The 20,476-nt window shown below is 68.8% G+C and carries 18 protein-coding genes and 1 riboswitch; of the genes, 16 read left to right on the top strand and 2 right to left on the bottom strand.

Annotated elements, in window-relative coordinates:
• Positions 1-61: 61 nt before the first annotated feature.
• From AORI_RS71380 to aspS, 3 genes are all read left to right on the top strand, one after another.
• On the top strand, positions 62-385 hold the full coding sequence (locus AORI_RS71380) for a PadR family transcriptional regulator (RefSeq protein WP_005160429.1): 324 nt from the start codon (positions 62-64) through the stop codon (positions 383-385).
• A complete protein-coding gene (locus AORI_RS71375) occupies positions 382-1,626 on the top strand; it encodes a DUF1700 domain-containing protein (protein ID WP_016336379.1) in 1,245 nt (414 codons plus the stop codon). Before AORI_RS71380 ends, AORI_RS71375 begins: the two co-directional genes overlap by 4 nt.
• A gap of 404 nt (positions 1,627-2,030) precedes the next feature.
• Positions 2,031-3,284 (top strand): aspartate--tRNA(Asn) ligase, encoded by a 1,254-nt coding sequence (gene aspS / locus AORI_RS71370; protein ID WP_016336378.1) that lies wholly within the window; start codon positions 2,031-2,033, stop codon positions 3,282-3,284.
• A gap of 52 nt (positions 3,285-3,336) precedes the next feature.
• Here aspS and AORI_RS71365 read toward each other — a convergent pair whose 3' ends face one another.
• Positions 3,337-3,861: a YflT domain-containing protein gene (locus AORI_RS71365; protein ID WP_016336377.1), complete on the bottom strand. Its 525-nt coding sequence runs from the start codon at positions 3,859-3,861 to the stop codon at positions 3,337-3,339.
• Between the two features lie 228 nt (positions 3,862-4,089).
• Between AORI_RS71365 and AORI_RS71360 the strand changes: the two genes are divergently transcribed.
• The 12 genes from AORI_RS71360 (at position 4,090) to AORI_RS71305 (ending at position 18,048) form a co-directional block, all read left to right on the top strand.
• The gene (locus AORI_RS71360) at positions 4,090-5,454 is read left to right on the top strand and encodes a glutamine synthetase family protein (RefSeq protein WP_016336376.1); all 1,365 of its coding nucleotides are present in this window, start codon (positions 4,090-4,092) and stop codon (positions 5,452-5,454) included.
• Positions 5,435-6,148, top strand: coding sequence for a gamma-glutamyl-gamma-aminobutyrate hydrolase family protein (locus AORI_RS71355; protein WP_016336375.1), 714 nt, complete (start codon positions 5,435-5,437; stop codon positions 6,146-6,148). Before AORI_RS71360 ends, AORI_RS71355 begins: the two co-directional genes overlap by 20 nt.
• Positions 6,145-7,509 (top strand): aldehyde dehydrogenase family protein, encoded by a 1,365-nt coding sequence (locus AORI_RS71350; protein WP_016336374.1) that lies wholly within the window; start codon positions 6,145-6,147, stop codon positions 7,507-7,509. Before AORI_RS71355 ends, AORI_RS71350 begins: the two co-directional genes overlap by 4 nt.
• Positions 7,509-8,276, top strand: coding sequence for a 3-oxoacyl-ACP reductase (locus AORI_RS71345; RefSeq protein WP_016336373.1), 768 nt, complete (start codon positions 7,509-7,511; stop codon positions 8,274-8,276). Before AORI_RS71350 ends, AORI_RS71345 begins: the two co-directional genes overlap by 1 nt.
• Positions 8,277-8,556: 280 nt before the next feature.
• Positions 8,557-8,931: a four-helix bundle copper-binding protein gene (locus AORI_RS71340; RefSeq protein ID WP_016336372.1), complete on the top strand. Its 375-nt coding sequence runs from the start codon at positions 8,557-8,559 to the stop codon at positions 8,929-8,931.
• 146 nt (positions 8,932-9,077) lie between these two features.
• A riboswitch (glycine riboswitch) is annotated at positions 9,078-9,171 on the top strand.
• Between the two features lie 142 nt (positions 9,172-9,313).
• Positions 9,314-12,145 (top strand): aminomethyl-transferring glycine dehydrogenase, encoded by a 2,832-nt coding sequence (gene gcvP / locus AORI_RS71335; protein WP_016336371.1) that lies wholly within the window; start codon positions 9,314-9,316, stop codon positions 12,143-12,145.
• An 8-nt stretch (positions 12,146-12,153) separates the two neighbouring features.
• Positions 12,154-13,245, top strand: a complete 1,092-nt coding sequence (gene gcvT, locus AORI_RS71330) for a glycine cleavage system aminomethyltransferase GcvT (RefSeq protein WP_016336370.1) — start codon at positions 12,154-12,156, stop codon at positions 13,243-13,245.
• Positions 13,246-13,259: 14 nt separating this feature from the next.
• Positions 13,260-13,637, top strand: a complete 378-nt coding sequence (gene gcvH, locus AORI_RS71325) for a glycine cleavage system protein GcvH (RefSeq protein WP_016336369.1) — start codon at positions 13,260-13,262, stop codon at positions 13,635-13,637.
• Between the two features lies 1 nt (position 13,638).
• The gene (gene glyA, locus AORI_RS71320) at positions 13,639-14,907 is read left to right on the top strand and encodes a serine hydroxymethyltransferase (protein ID WP_016336368.1); all 1,269 of its coding nucleotides are present in this window, start codon (positions 13,639-13,641) and stop codon (positions 14,905-14,907) included.
• Entirely contained in the window at positions 14,904-15,905 is a 1,002-nt protein-coding gene (lipA, locus tag AORI_RS71315; RefSeq protein ID WP_016336367.1) for a lipoyl synthase, read from the top strand. Before glyA ends, lipA begins: the two co-directional genes overlap by 4 nt.
• A 16-nt stretch (positions 15,906-15,921) precedes the next feature.
• Positions 15,922-17,295 (top strand): L-serine ammonia-lyase, encoded by a 1,374-nt coding sequence (locus AORI_RS71310; protein ID WP_016336366.1) that lies wholly within the window; start codon positions 15,922-15,924, stop codon positions 17,293-17,295.
• Positions 17,296-17,325: 30 nt separating this feature from the next.
• Positions 17,326-18,048, top strand: coding sequence for a FadR/GntR family transcriptional regulator (locus AORI_RS71305; RefSeq protein WP_016336365.1), 723 nt, complete (start codon positions 17,326-17,328; stop codon positions 18,046-18,048).
• A gap of 31 nt (positions 18,049-18,079) precedes the next feature.
• Here the strand turns inward: AORI_RS71305 and AORI_RS71300 are convergent, their stop codons facing one another.
• Positions 18,080-18,409, bottom strand: a complete 330-nt coding sequence (locus AORI_RS71300) for an ArsR/SmtB family transcription factor (RefSeq protein WP_016336364.1) — start codon at positions 18,407-18,409, stop codon at positions 18,080-18,082.
• A gap of 100 nt (positions 18,410-18,509) precedes the next feature.
• Here AORI_RS71300 and AORI_RS71295 point away from each other — a divergent pair, with 100 nt between their 5' ends.
• A complete protein-coding gene (locus AORI_RS71295) occupies positions 18,510-20,450 on the top strand; it encodes a transglycosylase domain-containing protein (protein ID WP_016336363.1) in 1,941 nt (646 codons plus the stop codon).
• Positions 20,451-20,476: the final 26 nt, after the last annotated feature.

The following is a 20,476-nucleotide window of genomic DNA, read 5'->3' as shown; positions in this document are numbered from 1 at the left end:
GTGCGCACTACTGTGCAATGCGTGGTACCTTCTCTTGCGTAAGACTGGGAGGGACGCGACTGTGGAGATCAGTCAGCTACTTAAAGGCGTGCTGGACCTCGCCGTTCTCGCGGTGCTTCGCGGAGAGGACGGCTACGGCTATGACGTACTCCGAAGACTCCGCGTCGCGGGGTTGCAGGAGGTGGGCGACGCTTCGGTGTACGGGACGCTTCGGCGGCTGTACAAGGCAGGCCTGCTGACGTCCTATGTGGTGCCGAGCGAGGAAGGCCCGCACCGCAAGTACTACAGCCTCAACGAGCCGGGTCGTCAGCGCCTCGAAGAGTCGGGGCAGACCTGGCGGACTTTCGCCACGACAATGAACAGCCTGTTGGGAGAGGCAGCATGAGCACGCAGAATCCGACCGCCGTGCGGGTGTATCTGGCGAGGGTCAGGAGCGCGCTCGCCGACCTGCCCGAGAGCGAAGTCGAGGAGATCCTCGAAGACGTCCGGCCGCACCTCGCCGAGATGGAGGCGGAACTGGGGGAGAACCCCAAGGTCGACGCCTTGATCGAACGTCTGGGGAGTCCGGAAGGCTATGCCGCCGAATTGCGGGCGTCCGGCGGCTATCCGCCGCGTCCGCCCGACGCGGGCGACAAGACCACCGTGCTGAAGGTGAAGACCGGGATCGGCGGAGCGCGGTTCGCGTTCTGGGGCTTGGTGTTCTCCGTCGGCGGCTTCGCGCTGTTCGGCTTCGCGGCCGCGGTGTGGGTGCGGGTGGAACCGTTGCTGGGCCTGCTTTTCGTCGCTCCCGTGCTCGCGATCAGCGTCGCCTATGTGGTGCGGAAGGGCGTCGCGCCGATCGCGGAACTGCCCGAGGTGGTCAAGCTCCGGGAGATCGCGACCTCGTTCCAGAACAACCGGAACAGCAAGGGAGTCAACTACTTCCGCACGCTGAAGCCGGCGTGGTGGGTGCTGTGCGCGGCGGTGCTGGTGATCTTCGGCCTGCTGCTCGTGCTGCGCGACACCGAGGCCGTGCTGTTGCTGCCGCTGATGCTGCTGGCCGCCGTCGCGGTGGTCTGGGCGGGGCCGAAGCTGAAGACCGACCGGCGGCTGCTGTGGCTGGCCGTGCCGATCTCGGCGTTCGTCATCGGCAGCATGCTCGGCGGGGCGGGCGCGGCGGTCGATCTGATCGCGAAACGGTCCTACGGCGGTGGTTCCTACCCGTCGAGCTACAACGGCGGCTACAACGACAACTACGGCAACCCGCAGTTGATGTACGGCAGCCAGGACGTCGAGAATATCTACGCGTTCGACGCGGAGGGCAAGCCGCTGACCGAGATCTACCTCTACGACGAGGAGGGCCGTCCGCTCAACACGACCCGGTACGCCTGCGAGCGGAGCACGGGCGAGAAGCGGAAGGTCGGCGACGACAACCGCTATCCGCGGCCGCGGCTCGAACGGGGGGTCCAGGACTACGACGGGAACCTCAACGGCTACAACGGTTCCCGCGCTTATTGCCAGGAGAGGACCGAGGTGCCGTTCAGCGCCGCGATCCCGAAGGGAGCGCCGGTGCCGCCTTCCACGACCGCGCAGGCGCCGCCTTCTTCCCCCGCGCCGCCGTCGAACTCCACCCAGCCGACGCGCTAGGTGGCCCGGGTGGAGGCGGACGCCGGGGGCCGCCTCCACCCGCGTTTCGTCCTCTGAATGCGGTGGTTCGCGTTGCCGACGACCGCATTCAGAGGACGAAATGCGGATGCGGCAAGTACCGAAGGGGACGTAACCTCCGGGGCAACGCGCTGACGGAGACGAGTAGCCGAGAGGGCACGCGAGCCAGAGAGCCGCCGGTAGCTGGGAAAGCGGCCTCGCGTCTTTCGGTGAAGACCCTCCCGAGTGCGGGGAGGAACGGCGCCCGCGCCCCATGCCCCGCCGTCCGGCCCTCGTCACGGGCCTTCGAGGCCGCCGTTTCGGCGGCGGCGAAAGTGCGGTGGTACCGCGAGTTCCCTTCTCGCCCGCACTCCCAAGGGGTCGCGCACATCCGTACTGGAGTTGTGATGATCTCGCGTGTCCTCGCCGCCGACCTGCCCCGGCACGTCGGCGGCCGTGTCCGTATCGCCGGCTGGGTGCACCGCCGGCGCCGCCTGAAAACCGTTACCTTCCTGGTGATCCGGGACCGCTCCGGGCTCGCCCAGGTGATTCTGGCCGAACCCGGTGGCCCGCCGGAGGAGACCGTCGTCGAAGTCGAGGGTCTCGTCACCGCGAACCCACAGGCGCCGGGCGGGCTGGAACTGACCGAACCGTCCGTCGGCCTGCTTTCCGAACCCGCCCAGCCACCGCCGTTCGAGCTCTACCGTCCGTCGGTGGCCGCCGCGTTGCCCACGGTGCTGGACAACGCCGCCGTCGCGCTGCGGCATCCGCGGCTGAAAGAGGTCTTCGCGATCGCGGCGGCGAGTGTCGCCGGGTTCCGGTCGGCGTTGGACGGGCTCGGGTTCACCGAAATCCACACGCCCAAGATCGTCTCGTCGGCCACGGAGTCCGGCGCGAACGTCTTCGGCATCGACTATTTCGGTCAGCGGGCCTTTCTCGCGCAGTCTCCGCAGTTCTACAAACAGGCGCTGGTCGGGGTTTTCGAGCGGGTCTACGAGGTCGGCCCGGTCTTCCGCGCGGAACCGCACGACACGGCGCGGCATCTCGCGCAGTACACGAGCCTCGACGCCGAACTCGGCTTCGTCGGCGACCATCGCGACGTGATGGCGGTGCTGCGGGAGGCGATCGCGGGAATGGCCGCCGCGGTTCCGGAGGCGGGCGTCGAGGTGCCCGAGGAGATTCCGGAGATCCATTTCGCGGAGGCCCAGGAACTGGTCGCGCGGCTGTCGGGTGAAGACCCGCGTGGTGAGCCTGACCTCGCGCCCGCGCACGAGCGGCTGCTTTCGGAGTGGGCGCGGCGCGAACACGGGTCGGAATTCCTGTTCGTCACCGGGTATCCGATGGCGAAGAGGCCGTTCTACACGCATCCGGACCCGGCGCGGCCCGGGTACTCCCACAGTTTCGACCTGCTCTTCCGCGGGCTGGAACTGGTGACCGGCGGGCAGCGGCTGCACCGGCACGCCGACTACCTCGCCGCGCTGACCGCGCGCGGGGAATCCGCTGAGCCGTATCGGGACTACCTGGCGGTCTTCGCACACGGGATGCCGCCGCACGGCGGGTTCGCGCTCGGGCTCGAACGCTGGACGGCCCGGCTGCTCGGGCTGGCCAACGTCCGTCAGGCGACGCTCTTCCCTCGCGACCTCCACCGGCTGACCCCGTGAAAGCCGCGAGCCGGCACCTCGCGAAGAGGTGCCGGCTCGCATGGGGTGAGGCTCAGTGGTTGAACGCGCTCCTGGCGGCCAGGTCGGCCAGCAGGGCGCGGCCCTTCTCGGCGTTGCGCGGCTGGGCCAGGACGTCGTAACGCCGGGCGACCAGCTGGCTCTGCGAGATGAACCCTCGCTTGTTCTTCGACGACGCGTACCCCAGCGCGCCGAACAGCAGGTTGAACCCGATACCGCCGACCAGGCCGACGATGATCGGCACCAGCCCGGCGCCGGGGTTCAGCAGGCTCAGCACGAGCCCGAGGAACACACCGAACATCGCGCCGGACAGCGCGGAGCTGGTCAGCACCTTGCTCCAGCCCATGCGTCCGGCGATGCGCTCCACCAGGATCGGCTCGACCCCGACGATGGTCACGTCCGTGATCGGGAAGTCCGTTCCCGCGAGGTGGTCGACGGCACGCTGCGCTTCGGAGTACGACTCGTAGGAGCCGATCGGCCACCCGCTGGGCATCGTCGGGAGCTGAGCCCGCCCCTGGGGCTCGGTGAACGTGGTCTGCTGCGTGAATGCCTGTGTCATTCCTTCTCACCTCTCTTGATCCGTACAACGTCCCGGATGCGCGGATCTCCTCCCGGTGCGGCGGGATTCACAGCATCTTCTCAGCCGGGCATCGCAGACAATCCGCCCAGGGATCAACTACGGTGAGCAATGGATAACGAACCAGACCATTGACCGAGTTGACCGGGTTCGGCCGACCCGGTAGGAAGAAGCCGCAAAGGTACCGCTTCGAACCTTTAGGTGAGGCTGATGGCGAACAGGCGCGGCATGCTCACGCTGGATCGGCTCCGGGAACTGGTCGAGGACGGCACCGTCGACACGGTGCTGGTGGCGATCACCGACATGCAGGGCAGGCTGCAGGGCAAACGCTGTGCCGCCGAGTACTTCCTCAACGAGGTGGTCGAGCACGCCACCGAAGCGTGCAACTACCTCCTCGCCGTCGACGTGGACATGAACACCGTCGACGGCTACGCGATGTCGTCCTGGGAGACCGGCTACGGCGACTTCGTCATGCGCCCGGACTTCGACACGCTGCGCCTGCTCCCGTGGCAGGAAGGCACGGCGCTCGTCCTCGCCGACCTCGAACGGGTACAGGGCGGCGCGGTCGCCCCCTCGCCGCGCCAGATCCTGCGCGGCCAGCTCGACAGGCTCGCCGAGCGCGGACTCGCCGCCTACGTCGGCACCGAACTGGAGTTCATCGTCTTCGACGACACCTTCGAGTCGGCCTGGGACAAGCGCTATCAGGACCTTCGGCCGGCCAACCAGTACAACGTCGACTACTCGATGCTCGGCACCGCGCGGATCGAGCCGCTGCTGCGCCGTATCCGCAACGACATGGGCGGCGCGGGGCTGTACGTCGAGTCGGCCAAGGGCGAATGCAATCCGGGCCAGCACGAGATCGCGTTCCGCTACGCCGACGCGCTGACCACCTGCGACAACCACAGCGTCTACAAGACCGGGTCCAAGGAGATCGCCGCGCAGGAGGGCAAGAGCCTCACGTTCATGGCGAAGTACAACGAACGCGAGGGCAACTCCTGCCACATCCACATCAGCCTGCGCTCGGCCGCGGGCGAACCGGTCCTGGCGGGCGACGGTCCTGGCGGATTCTCGCCGCTGATGGAGCACTTCCTCGCCGGTCAGCTGGCGGGCCTGCGTGAGCTGACCTACTTCTTCGCGCCGAACATCAACTCCTACAAGCGGTTCGTGCCCGGGAGCTTCGCGCCGACGGCCGTCGCGTGGGGCACGGACAACCGCACGTGCGCGCTCCGCGTGGTCGGGCACGGAGACTCGCTGCGCACCGAGAACCGCGTCCCCGGCGGCGACGTGAACCCGTACCTCGCGGTGGCGGCGCTGATCGCGGCCGGGCTGCACGGCATCGAGAACGAACTGGAGCTGGAGCCGGAGTTCCACGGCAACGCCTACGGTTCCGCCAAGCCGACCGTGCCGACGACCCTGCGGGAGGCCGCGGCCCTGCTGGACGGGAGCGCACTCGCGAGGTCCGCGTTCGGGGACGAGGTCGTCGACCACTACCTGAACGCGGCGAAGGTCGAGCTCACCGCGTACGACGCCGCCGTCACCGACTGGGAGAGGATCCGTGGCTTCGAACGTCTCTGAGCCCCTGATCGGGCTCACGTCCTATTTGGAACCCGCGAAGTTCCTGGTGTGGGAGACCGAAGCGGCGCTGCTCCATCGGGTCTACGTCGACGGGATCGTCGCGGCGGGCGGGATCCCGGTCCTGCTGCCGCCGGTGAGCGAGGCACACGATCGGCTGATGTCCGCCGTGGACGGTCTCGTGCTGGTCGGCGGCGCGGACGTCGAACCGGCACGTTACGGGCAGGAGCAGCACGCGACGACGTACACGCGGCCGAACCGGGACGCGTTCGAGTTCGGCCTGCTGCGGTCCGCTTTGGACGGTGGGAAACCGGTGCTCGGCGTGTGCCGCGGGCTGCAGGTGCTCAGCGTCGCGCTGGGCGGCACGCTCGTCCAGCACCTGCCGGAGACGGTGGACAGCGCGGATCACCAGCCCGCGCCGGGGGTCTTCGGCACCACTACGGTGAGGCTTGCCGAGGGCAGCCGCGTCGCGTCGATCCTCGGCGCCGAGACCAAGGTGCCGTGTTACCACCATCAGGCGATCGACAAGCTCGGCGACGGGCTGGTCCCGGTCGGCTGGGCCGCCGACGGGACCATCGAGGCGGCCGAACTGCCCGGCGACGGGTTCGTGCTCGGCGTCCAATGGCATCCCGAACAGAATCCCGACGACATCAGGCTTTTCGAAGCGCTGGTGAAAGCTGCGAAGGAGCGCGAATGACCACGTTCGAGGTGATCAACCCCGCCACCGAGGAGGTGGTGAGGTCGGTCGAGCTGACCTCGGCCGAGGAGACCGACGCGGCGATCGCCCGCGCGCACGCGGCGTTCCCCGCCTGGCGCGCGGTGGCCCCCGGCGACCGGGCACGGCTGCTGCGCCGGTTCGCCGACGCCGTCGACGCCGACATCGAGCACCTCGCCGCGCTGGAGGTCGCCAACGCCGGCCACACGATCGGCAACGCGCGCTGGGAGGCGGGCAACGTCCGCGACGTGCTGACGTACTACTCGGCTTCGCCCGAACGGCTGACCGGCAAGCAGATCCCGGTGCCCGGTGGCGTGAACATGACGTTCCACGAGCCACTGGGCGTGGTCGGGGTGATCGTGCCGTGGAACTTCCCGATGCCCATCGCGGGCTGGGGGTTCGCACCCGCGCTCGCCGCGGGGAACACGGTCGTGCTCAAACCCGCCGAGCTCACCCCGCTCACCGCGATCCGCCTCGGCGAACTCGCCCGCGAGGCGGGGATCCCCGAAGACGTCTTCCAGGTGCTTCCCGGCAAGGGATCCGTGGTGGGGCAGCGTTTCGTGGACCATCCGGCGGTGCGGAAGGTGGTGTTCACCGGCTCCACCGAGGTCGGCAAACGGATCATGGCGGGCTGTGCCGCGCAGGTGAAGCGGGTGACCCTGGAGCTCGGCGGCAAGAACGCGAACATCGTCTTCGCCGACGCCGACCTGGAGAAGGCCGCGGCCACCGCGCCGTACGGCGTGTTCGACAACGCCGGGCAGGACTGCTGCGCGCGGTCACTGATCCTGGTGCAGTCGAGCGTGTACGACAAGTTCATGGAGCTGCTGGAACCCGCGGTGAACGGCGTCGTCGTCGGGGATCCGCGGCTGGAGATCACCGAGATGGGCCCGCTGATCTCGGCGGGACATCACGCGAAGGTGTCGTCCTATGTGGACGATTCCGCGCCGGTCGCCTTCCGTGGCAGCGCGCCCGTCGGCCCCGGGTACTGGTTCGCGCCGGCCGTCGTCACCCCGCCGGACCTGCGGCATCCGCTGGCCTCCGAGGAGATCTTCGGCCCGGTCGTCGCCGTGGTCCCGTTCGACGGCGAGGCGGACGCGGTGACCATGGCCAACCGGACCGAGTACGGGCTGTCCGGCTCGATCTGGACCCGTGACGTCGGCCGCGCCTTCCGCGTCGCGCGCGGTGTCGAGGCCGGGAACCTGTCGGTCAACTCGCATTCGTCCGTCCGGTACTGGACGCCGTTCGGCGGATTCAAGCAGTCCGGGTTGGGCCGGGAGCTCGGCCCGGACGCCGTCGATGCCTTCACCGAGACCAAGAACGTTTTCATCAGCACGGAGGAATAATGGTTCAGCGTTTCGAAGGCCGCGTCGCCGTAATCACCGGTGGCAGCAGCGGGATCGGCCTCGCCACCGCGCGGCGGCTGGCGAGCGAAGGCGCGAAGGTCGTCATCGGCGACATCTCCGCCGAGACCGGGAAAGCCGCGGCCGACGAGGTCGGCGGTCTGTTCGTGCAGGCCGATGTCACCGACGCCGAGCAGGTCGAGGCCCTGTTCCAGACCACTGTGGACACTTTCGGCTCGGTCGACGTCGCGTTCAACAACGCGGGTATCTCGCCGCCGGAGGACGACTCGATCCTCACCACGGGCATCGACGCGTGGGAGAAGGTGCAGAAGGTCAACCTGACGTCGGTGTACCTGTGCTGCAAGGCGGTCTTGCCGCATATGCAGCGGCAGGGGAAGGGCTCGATCATCAACACGGCGTCGTTCGTCGCGGTGATGGGCGCGGCGACATCGCAGATTTCCTACACCGCGTCCAAGGGCGGCGTGCTGGCGATGAGCCGGGAACTGGGCGTGCAGTTCGCGCGGGAGAACATCCGGGTGAACGCGCTGTGCCCGGGTCCGGTGAACACGCCGCTGCTCAAGGAGCTGTTCGCGAAGGACCCCGAGCGGGCCGCGCGGCGGCTGGTGCACGTGCCGGTCGGGCGGTTCGCGGAGCCGGAGGAGATCGCCGCCGCGGTCGCGTTCCTGGCGAGCGACGACGCCTCGTTCATCACCGCTTCGCAGTTCCTTGTGGACGGCGGCATCTCGGGCGCCTACGTCACCCCGCTCTGACCCCGGCCCGCGTTTAGTCCTCTGAATGCGGTGAAGTACATGAAGGCCTCCTTCCTTGCGCCTAGGTACAGGAAGGGGGCCTTCATGTACTCGGGCCGGCCGTCGCGCTCGGTACTGGGGGCCGAAGGACGCTTTCCCCTCGTCTCATGCGGTGAAGGGCCCTTTCACCCCGGGCCGGGCTGACCGTCACTCGTCCCGGTGGCTGGGATGGCGGCCCGCTGACCTGCGCTGTAGTCCTGAACGCGAAGCCAGCATCCAGGACCACCCAGGAGGCCAGAGCATGACCCGGCAGATGAGCACCGCCATGCGTGACTGCATCGACCTGTGCAACGAGTGTCACGTCCGCTGCGAGGAGATGATGACGCGCTGCATGGAGATGGGCGGCGCGAAGCTCGGGATGATGATGGTGACCTGCGCGGACATGTCCCGCATGTGCGCCGACATGATGATGCGCTGCTCCGCGATGATCGCCGACCTCGAAATGATGCGCATGTGCGCGAAGATGTGCGGCCTCGCCTCCCAGATGATGCGCATGTGCGCCGACGAGTGCGCCAAGACCGGCGACGCCGAGCTCGCCGACGCGGCCGACATGATGAGGCGCTGCGCCGAGCTCTGCGGCACGATCACCGCCGAGATGATGATGGAGAACGCGTAACTCGCGTGATCAGGGCCGTCACTCGCGTGATTGAAGGCGTAACTCACGAGTGACGGCTCCGAACACGCAAGTGACGTCGTCGGCGGTGAGTAGACGCGCGCTGAACAGGCCAGGTACGGTGTGCGCACAACTACAGACAGGGCCGTCGAGCTGGAGCGGGAGAGCCCCCACGAACGTGGTGGGGCACCGAAGGAGCAAACTCCCCGGAATCTCTCAGGTACCCACTACCGCTTCACGCGAGGCCACTCTGGAAAGCAGGCGCGCAAGTGCGCCTCACCCAAGGTGAAAGCCACCCTCATCGGTGGTGAAACTCTCAGGTGCCATGACAGAGGGGGAGTTCCCAGCGCACCGGTCTATCCGGCGCCTGACCCAAGGAGCTCCCTTGACCAGTACGTCCTTCGACGACCGGCACATCGGCCCCTCGGAGTCCGAGCAGGCCAAGATGCTCGCCGAGGTCGGCTACGGCAGTCTCGATGCCCTGGTGCAGGCCGCGGTGCCGTCCGCGATCCGGGTCACCCGCGACCTCGAACTTCCCCCCGCCGCGTCCGAAGAGGACGCCATCGCCGAGCTTCGCGCGCTCGCCGCGCTCAACAAGCCGATGACGCAGATGATCGGCCTCGGCTTCCACGACACGGTCACCCCGGCGGTCATCCGCCGCAACGTGCTGGAGAACCCGGCCTGGTACACGGCGTACACGCCCTACCAGCCGGAGATCTCGCAGGGCCGTCTCGAAGCCCTCCTCAACTTCCAGACCATGGTCTCCGAGCTGGCCGGTCTCGCCACCGCGAACGCCTCCCTGCTCGACGAGTCCACCGCCGTCGCCGAGGCCGTCATGCTGATGCGACGCGCGTCGAAGGCGAAGTCGAACAAGGTCGTCCTCGACGCCGAGTGCCTGCCGCAGACCATCGCCGTCGTCCGCACCCGCGCCGAGGCCATGGGCGTCGAGGTCGAGGTCCGCGACCTGCTCACCGGCCTGCCGGAGGAGTTCTTCGGCGTCGTCGTCCAGTACCCGGGCGCTTCCGGCGTGCTGCGCGGCGCGGGCTTCTACTCCGCCATCTCCGAGACCGCGAAGGCCGCCGGCGCGCTGTACACCGTCGCCGCCGACCTGCTCGCCCTCACGCTGATCACCGCGCCGGGTGAGTTCGGCGCCGACATCGCCGCCGGTTCCACCCAGCGCTTCGGCGTCCCGCTCGGCTACGGCGGCCCGCACGCCGGGTTCATGGCCGTCCGCGCCGGGCTCGAGCGCTCGCTCCCGGGCCGCCTGGTCGGGGTCTCGGTCGACGCCGACGGCAACCCCGCGTACCGCCTCGCCCTGCAGACCCGCGAGCAGCACATCCGCCGCGAGAAGGCCACCTCCAACATCTGTACCGCGCAGGTCCTGCCTGCCGTGCTCGCCGCGATGTACGCGGTCTACCACGGTCCGGACGGCCTCAAGCGCATCGCGACCCGCGTCCACGAGCTCGCCGCCGGGCTGGCCGGGGCGCTGCGCGAGGGTGGCGTCGAGGTCGTCCACGAGGGCTTCTTCGACACGGTCCTCGCCCGGATGCCCGGACAGGCCGAAGCGGTCGTCGCGGTCGCGCGCGAGAACGGGATCAACCTCGGCCCGGTCGACGCCGACCACGTCCGCATCGCGGTCGACGAGGTCACCACGCCCGCGATCATCGCCAAGGTGCTCAACGCGTTCGGGATCGAAAACCAGGCCGGAAGCGCCCAGGCGCTGCCCTCCGGCCTCGGCCGCGAGAGCGAGTACCTGACCCACGAGGTCTTCCACTCGCACCGCTCCGAGACCGCGATGCTGCGCTACCTGCGCGGACTGTCCGATCTGGACTACGCGCTCGACCGCGGCATGATCCCGCTCGGCTCCTGCACGATGAAGCTCAACGCCACCACCGAGATGGAGCCGATCAGCTGGCGCGAGTTCGCGGGGATCCACCCGTTCGCCCCCGCCGACCAGGCCGAGGGCTACCACACGCTGGTCGAGCAGCTGTCGAGCTGGCTGGCCGAGGTCACCGGCTACGACAAGGTGTCGCTGCAGCCGAACGCGGGCAGCCAGGGCGAGCTCGCCGGCCTCCTCGCGATCCGGGCGTACCACCACGCCAACGGCCAGACCGAGCGCGAGGTCTGCCTGATCCCGTCGTCCGCGCACGGCACGAACGCCGCCTCCGCGGTGATGGCCGGGATGCGCGTCGTCGTGGTCAAGTGCACCGACGAGGGCAACGTCGACCTCGAAGACCTGCGGGCCAAGGTCGAGGCCAACCGCGACACGCTGTCCGCGATCATGGTCACGTACCCGTCCACGCACGGCGTGTACGAGAACGGCATCGACGAGCTGGCCAAGATCGTCCACCACGCGGGCGGCCAGGTCTACGTCGACGGCGCGAACCTCAACGCGCTGCTGGGGCTCGCCAAGCCGGGTGAGTTCGGCGGCGACGTCTCGCACCTGAACCTGCACAAGACCTTCTGCATCCCGCACGGTGGCGGCGGCCCCGGCGTCGGCCCGGTCGCGGTCCGCGCGCACCTCGCGCCGTACCTGCCGAACCACCCGCTGCTGGAGAAGGCCGGCCCCGAGACCGGTGTCGGCCCGATCAGCGCCGCCCCGTACGGCTCGGCGTCGATCCTGCCGATCTCGTGGGCGTACGTCCGCATGATGGGCGCGGGCGGGCTCACCGCCGCGACGCAGGTCGCCGTGCTCGCCGCGAACTACGTGGCCAAGCGCCTCAACCAGCACTACCCCGTGCTCTACACCGGCCAGGACGGCCTGGTCGCGCACGAGTGCATCCTCGACCTGCGCGGGCTCACCAAGGAGACCGGCGTCAGCGTCGACGACGTCGCGAAGCGCCTGATCGACTACGGCTTCCACGCCCCGACCATGTCGTTCCCGGTCGCGGGCACGCTGATGGTCGAGCCGACCGAATCCGAGGACCTCGGCGAGATCGACCGCTTCATCGAGGCCATGATCGCCATCCGCGCCGAGATCGACGCCGTCGCGCAGGGCAAGTGGGCCGCGGACAACAGCCCGCTGCGCAACGCCCCGCACACCGCGGAGACCCTCGTCGGCGACTGGGACCTGCCCTACGACCGCGAACTGGCCGTGTACCCCGCCGGAGTGAACCGCAAGTCCAAGTACTGGCCCCCGGTGCGCCGCATCGACGGTGCGCGCGGGGACCGTAACCTCGTCTGCTCCTGCCCGCCGCTCAACGCCTACGAGAACTGAGGCACTTGATGTCGAAAGAGACGTCCCTGCACGGAGTCCACAAAGGACTGGGTGCGCTGTTCACCGATTTCGCGGGCTGGTCCATGCCGATCCGCTATTCCAGCGAACTGGCGGAGCACAAGGCGGTCCGCGAGGCCGCCGGCCTGTTCGACCTCTCCCACATGGCCGAGATCGAGGTGACCGGCCCGCAGGCCGCCGACACCCTCGACTACGCGCTGGTCGGCAACCTGTCCGGGGTCAAGCCGGGCCGGGCGCGCTACACGATGATCTGCGACGAGAACGGCGGCGTGCTGGACGACCTGGTCGTCTACCGGCTCGCCGACGAGAAGTTCCTGGTCGTGGCCAACGCGGGCAACGCCACCGTGGTCGCGGAGGCGCTGGCCGAGCGGGTCTCGGGTTTCGACGCGGTCGTCGAGAACAAGTCCGAGGACGTCGCGCTGATCGCCGTCCAGGGCCCGAAGGCCGTCGAGATCCTCGGTGCCGTCACCGACGCCGACCTGGGCGCGCTCAAGTACTACGCGAGCGTCCCGGCCGTCGTGAAGGGCCACGACGTCCTGCTCGCCCGCACCGGCTACACCGGCGAGGACGGCTTCGAGCTGTATGTCCCGGCCGGTGAGGCGCCCGCCGTCTGGCGCATCCTCACCGACGCGGGCGAGCCGCACGGCCTGCTCCCGGCCGGTCTCGCCTGCCGCGACACCCTGCGTCTCGAAGCGGGAATGCCGTTGTACGGCAACGAACTCAGCCTCCAGCTGAGCCCGTTCGAGGCCGGTCTCGGCCGCGTGGTCAAGTTCGAGAAGCCGGGCGACTTCGTCGGCAAGGCCGCGCTCGAAGAGCTGTCCAAGAAGGACGTTCCCCGCGTGCGCGTCGGGCTCAAGGGCTCCGGCCGCCGCGCCCCGCGTCACGGCTACACCGTCCTGGCGGGTGACACCGAGATCGGCGAGGTCACCAGCGGTGCCCTCTCGCCGACGCTGGGTTACCCGATCGCCATGGCCTACGTGGACCGGGAGCACTCCGAGCCCGGTACCGAGCTTTCCGTCGACATCCGGGGCCGTATCGAGCCCGTCGAGGTCGTCGCCCTGCCCTTCTACTCCCGCGCCTGAAAGGCCCCTTTCTCATGAGCATCCCCCAGGACCTGAAGTACACGAAGGAACACGAGTGGCTGAACGTCGCCGACGGCGTCGCCACCGTGGGCATCACCGCCTTCGCCGCCGAATCGCTCGGTGACATCGTGTTCGTCCAGCTCCCCTCGGTCGGCGACACCGTCACCGCGGGCGAGGTGTTCGGCGAGGTCGAGTCGACCAAGTCGGTCAGCGAGCTGTACGCACCGGTGGACGGCGAGGTCGTCGAGGTGAACGAGGCCACAACGGACACCCCCGAGCTCATCAACTCGGACCCGTACGCCGAAGGATGGCTCCTGAAGGTGCGTCTGTCCGGCGACGTGCCCGCCCTGCTCGACGCCCAGGCGTACGCCGTCCTGACCCAGGAGAACTGAGATGTTCAATGCTGCCCTGTCCGAAGTGGACCCCGAGGTCGCCACCGCCGTCGCGGCCGAACTCGACCGGCAGCAGTCGACCCTGGAGATGATCGCCTCGGAGAACTTCGCCCCGGTGGGCGTGCTCGAGGCGCAGGGTTCGGTGCTGACCAACAAGTACGCCGAGGGCTACCCCGGCCGCCGCTACTACGGCGGTTGCGAGCACGTCGACGTGATCGAGCAGCTCGCGATCGACCGCGCGAAGGCGCTCTTCGGTGCCGAGCACGCCAACGTCCAGCCGCATTCGGGCGCGCAGGCCAACGCCGCCGCCATGGTCTCGGTGCTCAACCCCGGCGACACCATCCTCGGTCTCGACCTCGCCCACGGCGGGCACCTGACCCACGGGATGAAGATCAACTTCTCGGGCAAGCTCTACAACGTCGTCGCCTACCACGTCGACAAAGAGACCGGGATCGTCGACATCGAGGAGATCGAGCGCCTCGCCAAGGAGCACAAGCCGAAGCTGATCATCGCCGGCTGGTCGGCGTACCCGCGTCAGCTCGACTTCGCCGAGTTCCGCCGCATCGCCGACGAGGTCGGCGCGAAGGTCATGGTCGACATGGCGCACTTCGCCGGTCTGGTCGCGGCCGGGCTGCACCCGAGCCCGGTGCCCTACGCCGACATCGTCACCACGACCACGCACAAGACCCTCGGCGGCCCGCGCGGCGGCATCATCCTGTCCCGTCAGGAACTCGCCAAGAAGATCAACTCGGCGGTGTTCCCCGGCCAGCAGGGCGGTCCGCTGGAGCACGTCATCGCCGCCAAGGCCGTCGCGCTCAAGATCGCCGCGAGCGAGGAGTTCCGCGAGCGCCAGCAGCGTGTGCTCGAAGGCGCGAAGATCCTGGCCGACCGCCTTTCGCGCACGGACTGCAGTGAGGCGGGCGTCCGCGTGCTGACCGGCGGCACCGACGTGCACCTGGTCCTCGTCGATCTGGTCAACTCCACTTTGGACGGTCAGCAGGCCGAGGACCGGCTCCACTCGGTCGGCATCACGGTCAACCGCAACGCCGTCCCGTTCGACCCGCGTCCGCCGATGGTCACCTCCGGCCTGCGGATCGGCACCCCGGCGCTGGCGACCCGCGGCTTCGGCGCCGAGGACTTCGCCGAGGTCGCCGACATCATCGCCGAGGCGCTGCGCCCGGACTTCGACGAGGATCTGCGCCAGTCGCTGTCCGCCCGGGTCGAACTGCTGGCCAAGAAGCACCCGCTGTACGCGGACCTCAACCGATGAGCGCGCTCCCCGAGGGGCGCAAACTTCTCCGGCTGGAAGTCCGCAACGCGCAGACCCCGATCGAGAAGAAGCCGCCGTGGATCAAGACCCGGGCCCGCATGGGTCCGGAGTTCACGGAGCTCAAGGGACTGGTCAAGCGTGAAGGCCTCCACACCGTGTGTGAGGAGGCCGGTTGCCCCAACATCTACGAATGCTGGGAAGACCGTGAAGCGACCTTCCTGATCGGTGGCGACCAGTGCACGCGCCGGTGCGACTTCTGCCAGATCGACACGGGCAAGCCAGAGGCGCTGGACCGGACCGAGCCGCGCAAGGTGGCGGAGTCGGTGCAGGCCATGGGCTTGCGCTACTCGACGGTCACCGGCGTCGCGCGTGACGACCTGGAGGATGGCGGTGCGTGGCTGTACGCTGAGACGGTCCGTCAGATCCACGCGCTGAACCCGGGTACCGGTGTCGAGCTGCTGATCCCGGACTTCAACGCGGATCCGGATCAGCTGGCCGAGGTGTTCGGTTCGCGGCCGGAGGTTCTGGCGCACAACGTGGAGACGGTGCCGCGGATCTTCAAGCGGATCCGCCCCGGCTTCCGGTACGCGCGGTCGCTGGAGGTCATCACGAAGGCCCGCGAGGCCGGTCTGGTGACGAAGTCGAACCTGATCCTCGGCATGGGTGAGACGCCGGAGGAGGTGGCTCCGGCGATGAAGGACCTGGTCGACGCGGGCTGCGAGATCCTCACGATCACCCAGTACCTGCGACCTTCGCCGAGGCATCATCCGGTGGACCGCTGGGTCAAGCCGGAGGAGTTCGTCGAGCATTCGAAGGCAGCCGAAGCGATGGGCTTCGCTGGTGTGATGGCCGGGCCGCTCGTACGCTCGTCGTATCGGGCCGGTCGCCTTTTCGCCCAGACGAAGGCCCACCGCGGCGAAGCGCTGTCGGAGAATTTGGCCCATCTCGCCGCCGAAGGGCCCGCGGCCCAAGAGGCCAGCTCACTGCTGGCCAGATAGGAAGGAGGGCAGATCAATGGCGATCAGCGTCTTCGACCTGTTTTCGATCGGCATCGGCCCCTCCAGCTCCCACACGGTGGGCCCGATGCGCGCCGCACTGACCTTTGTGGACGGTCTGGCGGCGGACGGTGACCTCACCGCCACGGCACGCGTCCAGAGCGAGCTTTTCGGCTCGCTCGGCGCGACCGGGTTCGGGCACGGCAGCGACAAGGCCGTGCTGCTCGGGCTGTCCGGGGAGCGTCCGGAGGAGATCGACACCGACACCGTTCCGGGCAAGATCGCGGCGATCCGCGAATCCTGCCGGTTGAAGGTGCGCGGCGAGCACGAGATCGTGTTCACCGAGGACACCGACCTGACCATGCACCGGCGGAAGTCGTTGCCGGCACATCCGAACGGGATGATCTTCCGCGCGTTCGACGCCGACGGGAAGGTGCTGCGCGAGCGCACCTACTACTCCGTCGGCGGCGGCTTCGTGCGCGACGAGTCCTACGAGACCGACACCGTCGTCGTCGAGGACTCGACGAAGCTGGAGTTCCCGTTCCGCACCGGCGCGGATCTGCTGAAGCACTGCGAGGACACCGGGCTGTCCATCAGCGAGATCATGCTGCGCAACGAGCTTTCGTGGCGCACTCGCGAGGAGATCCGCGAAGGGCTGCTGGAGATCTGGCAGGTCATGGCGGAATGCGTGCGCAACGGCTGCGAGCACGAGGGCGTGCTGCCGGGCGGGCTGAAGGTGCCTCGGCGCGCGAAGGCGTTGCACGAGAAGCTGCTCGCGGAGGACGGCGTCGGCGACCCGCTGTACGCGATGGACTGGGTGAGCCTGTACGCGCTGGCGGTCAACGAGGAGAACGCCGCGGGTGGCCGTGTCGTCACCGCGCCGACCAACGGCGCGGCGGGGATCATCCCGGCCGTTCTGCACTACTACCAGCGGTTCATCCGGGGTTCGTCGGACGACGGCATCGTGACGTTCATGCTCACCGCGGGCGCGATCGGCTCGATCCTCAAGCAGACGGGGTCGATCTCGGGCGCCGAGGTCGGCTGCCAGGGTGAGGTCGGTTCGGCCAGCGCGATGGCCGCCGCCGGGCTCACCGAGGTCCTCGGCGGTTCACCCGCTCAGGTGGAGAACGCCGCCGAGATCGGCGTCGAGCACCACCTGGGGCTGACCTGCGACCCGGTCGGCGGGCTGGTGCAGATCCCGTGCATCGAGCGCAACGCCGTCGGCGCGTCGAAGGCGATCCACGCGGCGCGGATGGCGATGCGCGGCGACGGTTCGCACGTCGTGACGCTCGACAAGGCGATCAAGACGATGCGCGAGACCGGTGCCGACATGAGCGTGAAGTACAAGGAGACCGCTCGCGGCGGCCTCGCCGTGAACGTCATCGAGTGCTGAGACGAATTGCGGGCCGCCTAAACTCGAAGAGTGGAGTCGAGCACGGTCGCGAACGCGGGTGACGCGCTGTTCCGCCCGGTGCGCGCGGGCAACGCCTTCGAGGAGACCGTCGAAAGGCTGCTCCAGGCGATCCGGCTGGGCGTGGTGGGCGCGGGGGAGCGGCTGCCCTCGGAGCGTGAGCTCGCCGAGCGGCTCGGGGTCAGCCGGGTGACGCTGCGCGAGGCCATCCGCGCGCTGTCCGACGCGGGGTACGTCGAGTCGCGGCGCGGGCGGTACGGCGGCACGTTCGTCAACGACGTCCTGCCCGACCCGCCCGCCGCCGACGGCCGGAAGGTCGACAACGCCACGCTGGAGGACGCGCTCGGCCTCCGGCACGTCTTGGAGACCGGCGCCGCGGAGATGGCGGCCTCGCGTTCGCTCAGCCCGGCCGATCGCCAGCATCTGACCAGCACGCTCGCCGAGGCCGCGGCGGCCGACGTCGGCGACTACCGGCGCAAGGATTCGCGGCTGCATCTGGCGATCGCCGAGGTCACCGCGTCCGGCTCGCTGACCACGGCGATGGCCGACGCGCGGATGCGGGTCAACCAGCTGCTCGACATGATCCCGCTGCTCGAACCGAACCTGGAGCATTCCAACGCCCAGCACGAGGCCATCGTCGACGCGATCCTCGCCGGGGACTCCGAGGCGGCCCGCCGGGCGATGACGGAACACGTCGAAGGGACCGCGTCACTGCTTCGCGCGTTCCTCGCTTGAGGTCAGCAGCGCGTGCGTGAGATCGATGGCGTCACTCCGCGTCGCGCAGCTGGGTGAGCAAGGCGTTCTGGTCCGCCAGCAGCTCGGTGAGGATGCGCCGGGCCGCGCGCAGGAGCTCGACGACGTCGCCGCCGGCGAGCGCGTACACGACCGTGGAACCCTCACGGGTCGAGGTCACGATTCCCGACCGGCGCAGGACGGCCAGCTGCTGAGAGAGGTTGGAGGCCTCGACCTCGATCTCGGCGAGCAGTTCGCGGACGGCCTTCGGGCCTTCGGCGAGCAGCTCCAGCACGCGGATCCGGACCGGGTGGCCCAGCATGCGGAAGAACTCCGCCTTGGCCTGATATAGGGGGACGGGCATCTGAGCACATTATCAAATGAAGAATTCTTCAAGTCATGAACAGGAGGCAGTTCGGTGACTTTCCCACAACCTTTTCACTCGTTCGGGCGTCTAACCTGGCGTGGAAAACCCGGATGAGGCAGACGCACCCGAGTCGGAGACCACGGCCACCCCGGAGCCGAAAGGGAAGAAGCGCAGGTGGCGCAAGATCGCCGCCTGGACGCTCGGCCTGGTGATCGGCATCCCGGTCGTCGCGTTCGGGCTCGCGTACGTCCTGCTCGACGTCCGCAGCCCGCAAGAGGTCCTCGCCGACCTCGACAAGACCGTCGTCCTGCAGAACGCGGACGGTTCCGAACTGCTCAAGGTGATCCCGCCCGGCGGCGACCGGCTGTTCGTGCCCTACGACGCCGTCCCCGCGAAACTGCGCGACGCGATCATCGCGACCGAGGACCCGACCTTCTGGGACAACGAGGGTTTCGATCTCACCGGGCTCGGCCGCGCGCTGGTGACCGGCGTCGGCGGCGGCTCAGGGATCACCCAGCAGTACATCAAGAAGTCCACCGGCAACGAGGACGCCACCCTCACGCGGAAGTTCTCCGAACTCGTGCTCGCCACGAAGATCACCCAGCAGCAGACCAAGAAGGAGATCTTCGAAAGTTACGTCAACATCATCTCGTTCGGCCGCGGTACCTACGGCCCGGGTTCGGCGATGAACGCCTACTTCGGCCGCAAGCTCGACGACTCGATGACTTGGAGCGAAGCGGCCTTCCTCGCGGGGATGATCCAGTCGCCTTCGGTGCACGACCCGTACGCCTCCAGCCACGAGCATGCGATGAAGCGCTGGTCCTACGTGGTGAACAAACTGGTCGCGCGGGGCTACGTCAGCCAGGCCGAAGCGGTCGCCATGACCTATCCGGAGGACGCGATCCAGGCGCCGTCGGAGACCCGCGCCGGTCGCGTCACCTACGAGCAGTACCACATCAAGCAGCAGGTCCTCGCCGAACTCGAGCAGGTCGGCTACCCGCTCGACCGGCTCCGCGGCGGCGCGATGAAGGTCGAGACGACCATCGATCCACGTGCCCAGGCCGAAGCCGAGAAGGCGGTCAAGGAGCGGTTGAAGGGGCAACCGGAGCACTTCCGCGCGTCGCTGGTCGCCGTCGAACCCGGGACCGGGGCCATTCGCGCCTACAACGGCGGTGGCTGGAGCGTGCACGACTACGCGGGCACCCCGTACGGCACCGGCACGGCTTTTCAGCCGCTCATCCTCGCCGCCGGGCTCCAACGGGGGGTGAACGTGGACGAACCGCTGAAGGCACCCGCGTCGGTGGATTTCCTCGGCGAGACCTTCGAGTTCCAGGACCAGTGCGGTGAAACGGGGAAGTGCACGCTGCGCGAGGCGATGGGGCGGGGTGCTCAGGGCCCGTTCGTCGACCTGGCGAAGAAGCTCGGCGCCGAAGCGGTCCGGGAAGGCGCCCGCGCGGCCGGGATCCCCGAGTCCGTCGACGGCGCGGTGACCCTGCGCGAGAAGGACGGATTCCTGATCGGGCCGGGGATCGCGGTCGGCCGGTATCCCTTACGCCCCAGTGACATGGCCGGTGCCTACGCGACCTTCGCCGCCGGCGGCATGCGCGCCACGCCGCATCTGGTGTCGAAGATCCGGGACGAGAACGGCGAAGTCGTGTGGGAACGGCCGTCGGACAAGACGCCCGCGTTCCAGGGCGACGAGGCGCTGAGCCGCCGGATCGCGGGCACGATGAGCCAGGTGCTGGCCACCGGCCTGAAGGATCGTCCGGCGGCGCTGAAGACCGGTGACTTCCAGTTCAACGAGACGGACGACAACGCGGGCGGCTGGGCGGTCGGGTACACACCGCAGCTCGCGACCGCGGTGTGGGTCGGCTCCGACGAGCCGCGCCGGTTGCGGGACGCCGCCGGGGAGAAACTGACCGGCCGGACACTTCCGGCGGACATGTGGCAGCGCTTCATGAACGGTGTCCATCGAGGACAGCCGGCGCGGTGGCCGGACGGTTCCGAGCCGCGTCCCGCCACGACGGCACCGCGGTGATGCTTCGGTCCAGTGGGTCGTGAGTG

Origin of the sequence: Amycolatopsis keratiniphila (assembly GCF_000400635.2) — a bacterium.
GTDB lineage: Bacteria > Actinomycetota > Actinomycetes > Mycobacteriales > Pseudonocardiaceae > Amycolatopsis > Amycolatopsis keratiniphila.
The sequence above is the reverse complement of the archived record's forward strand: the minus strand, read 5'-3'. Positions and strand labels throughout refer to the sequence as shown.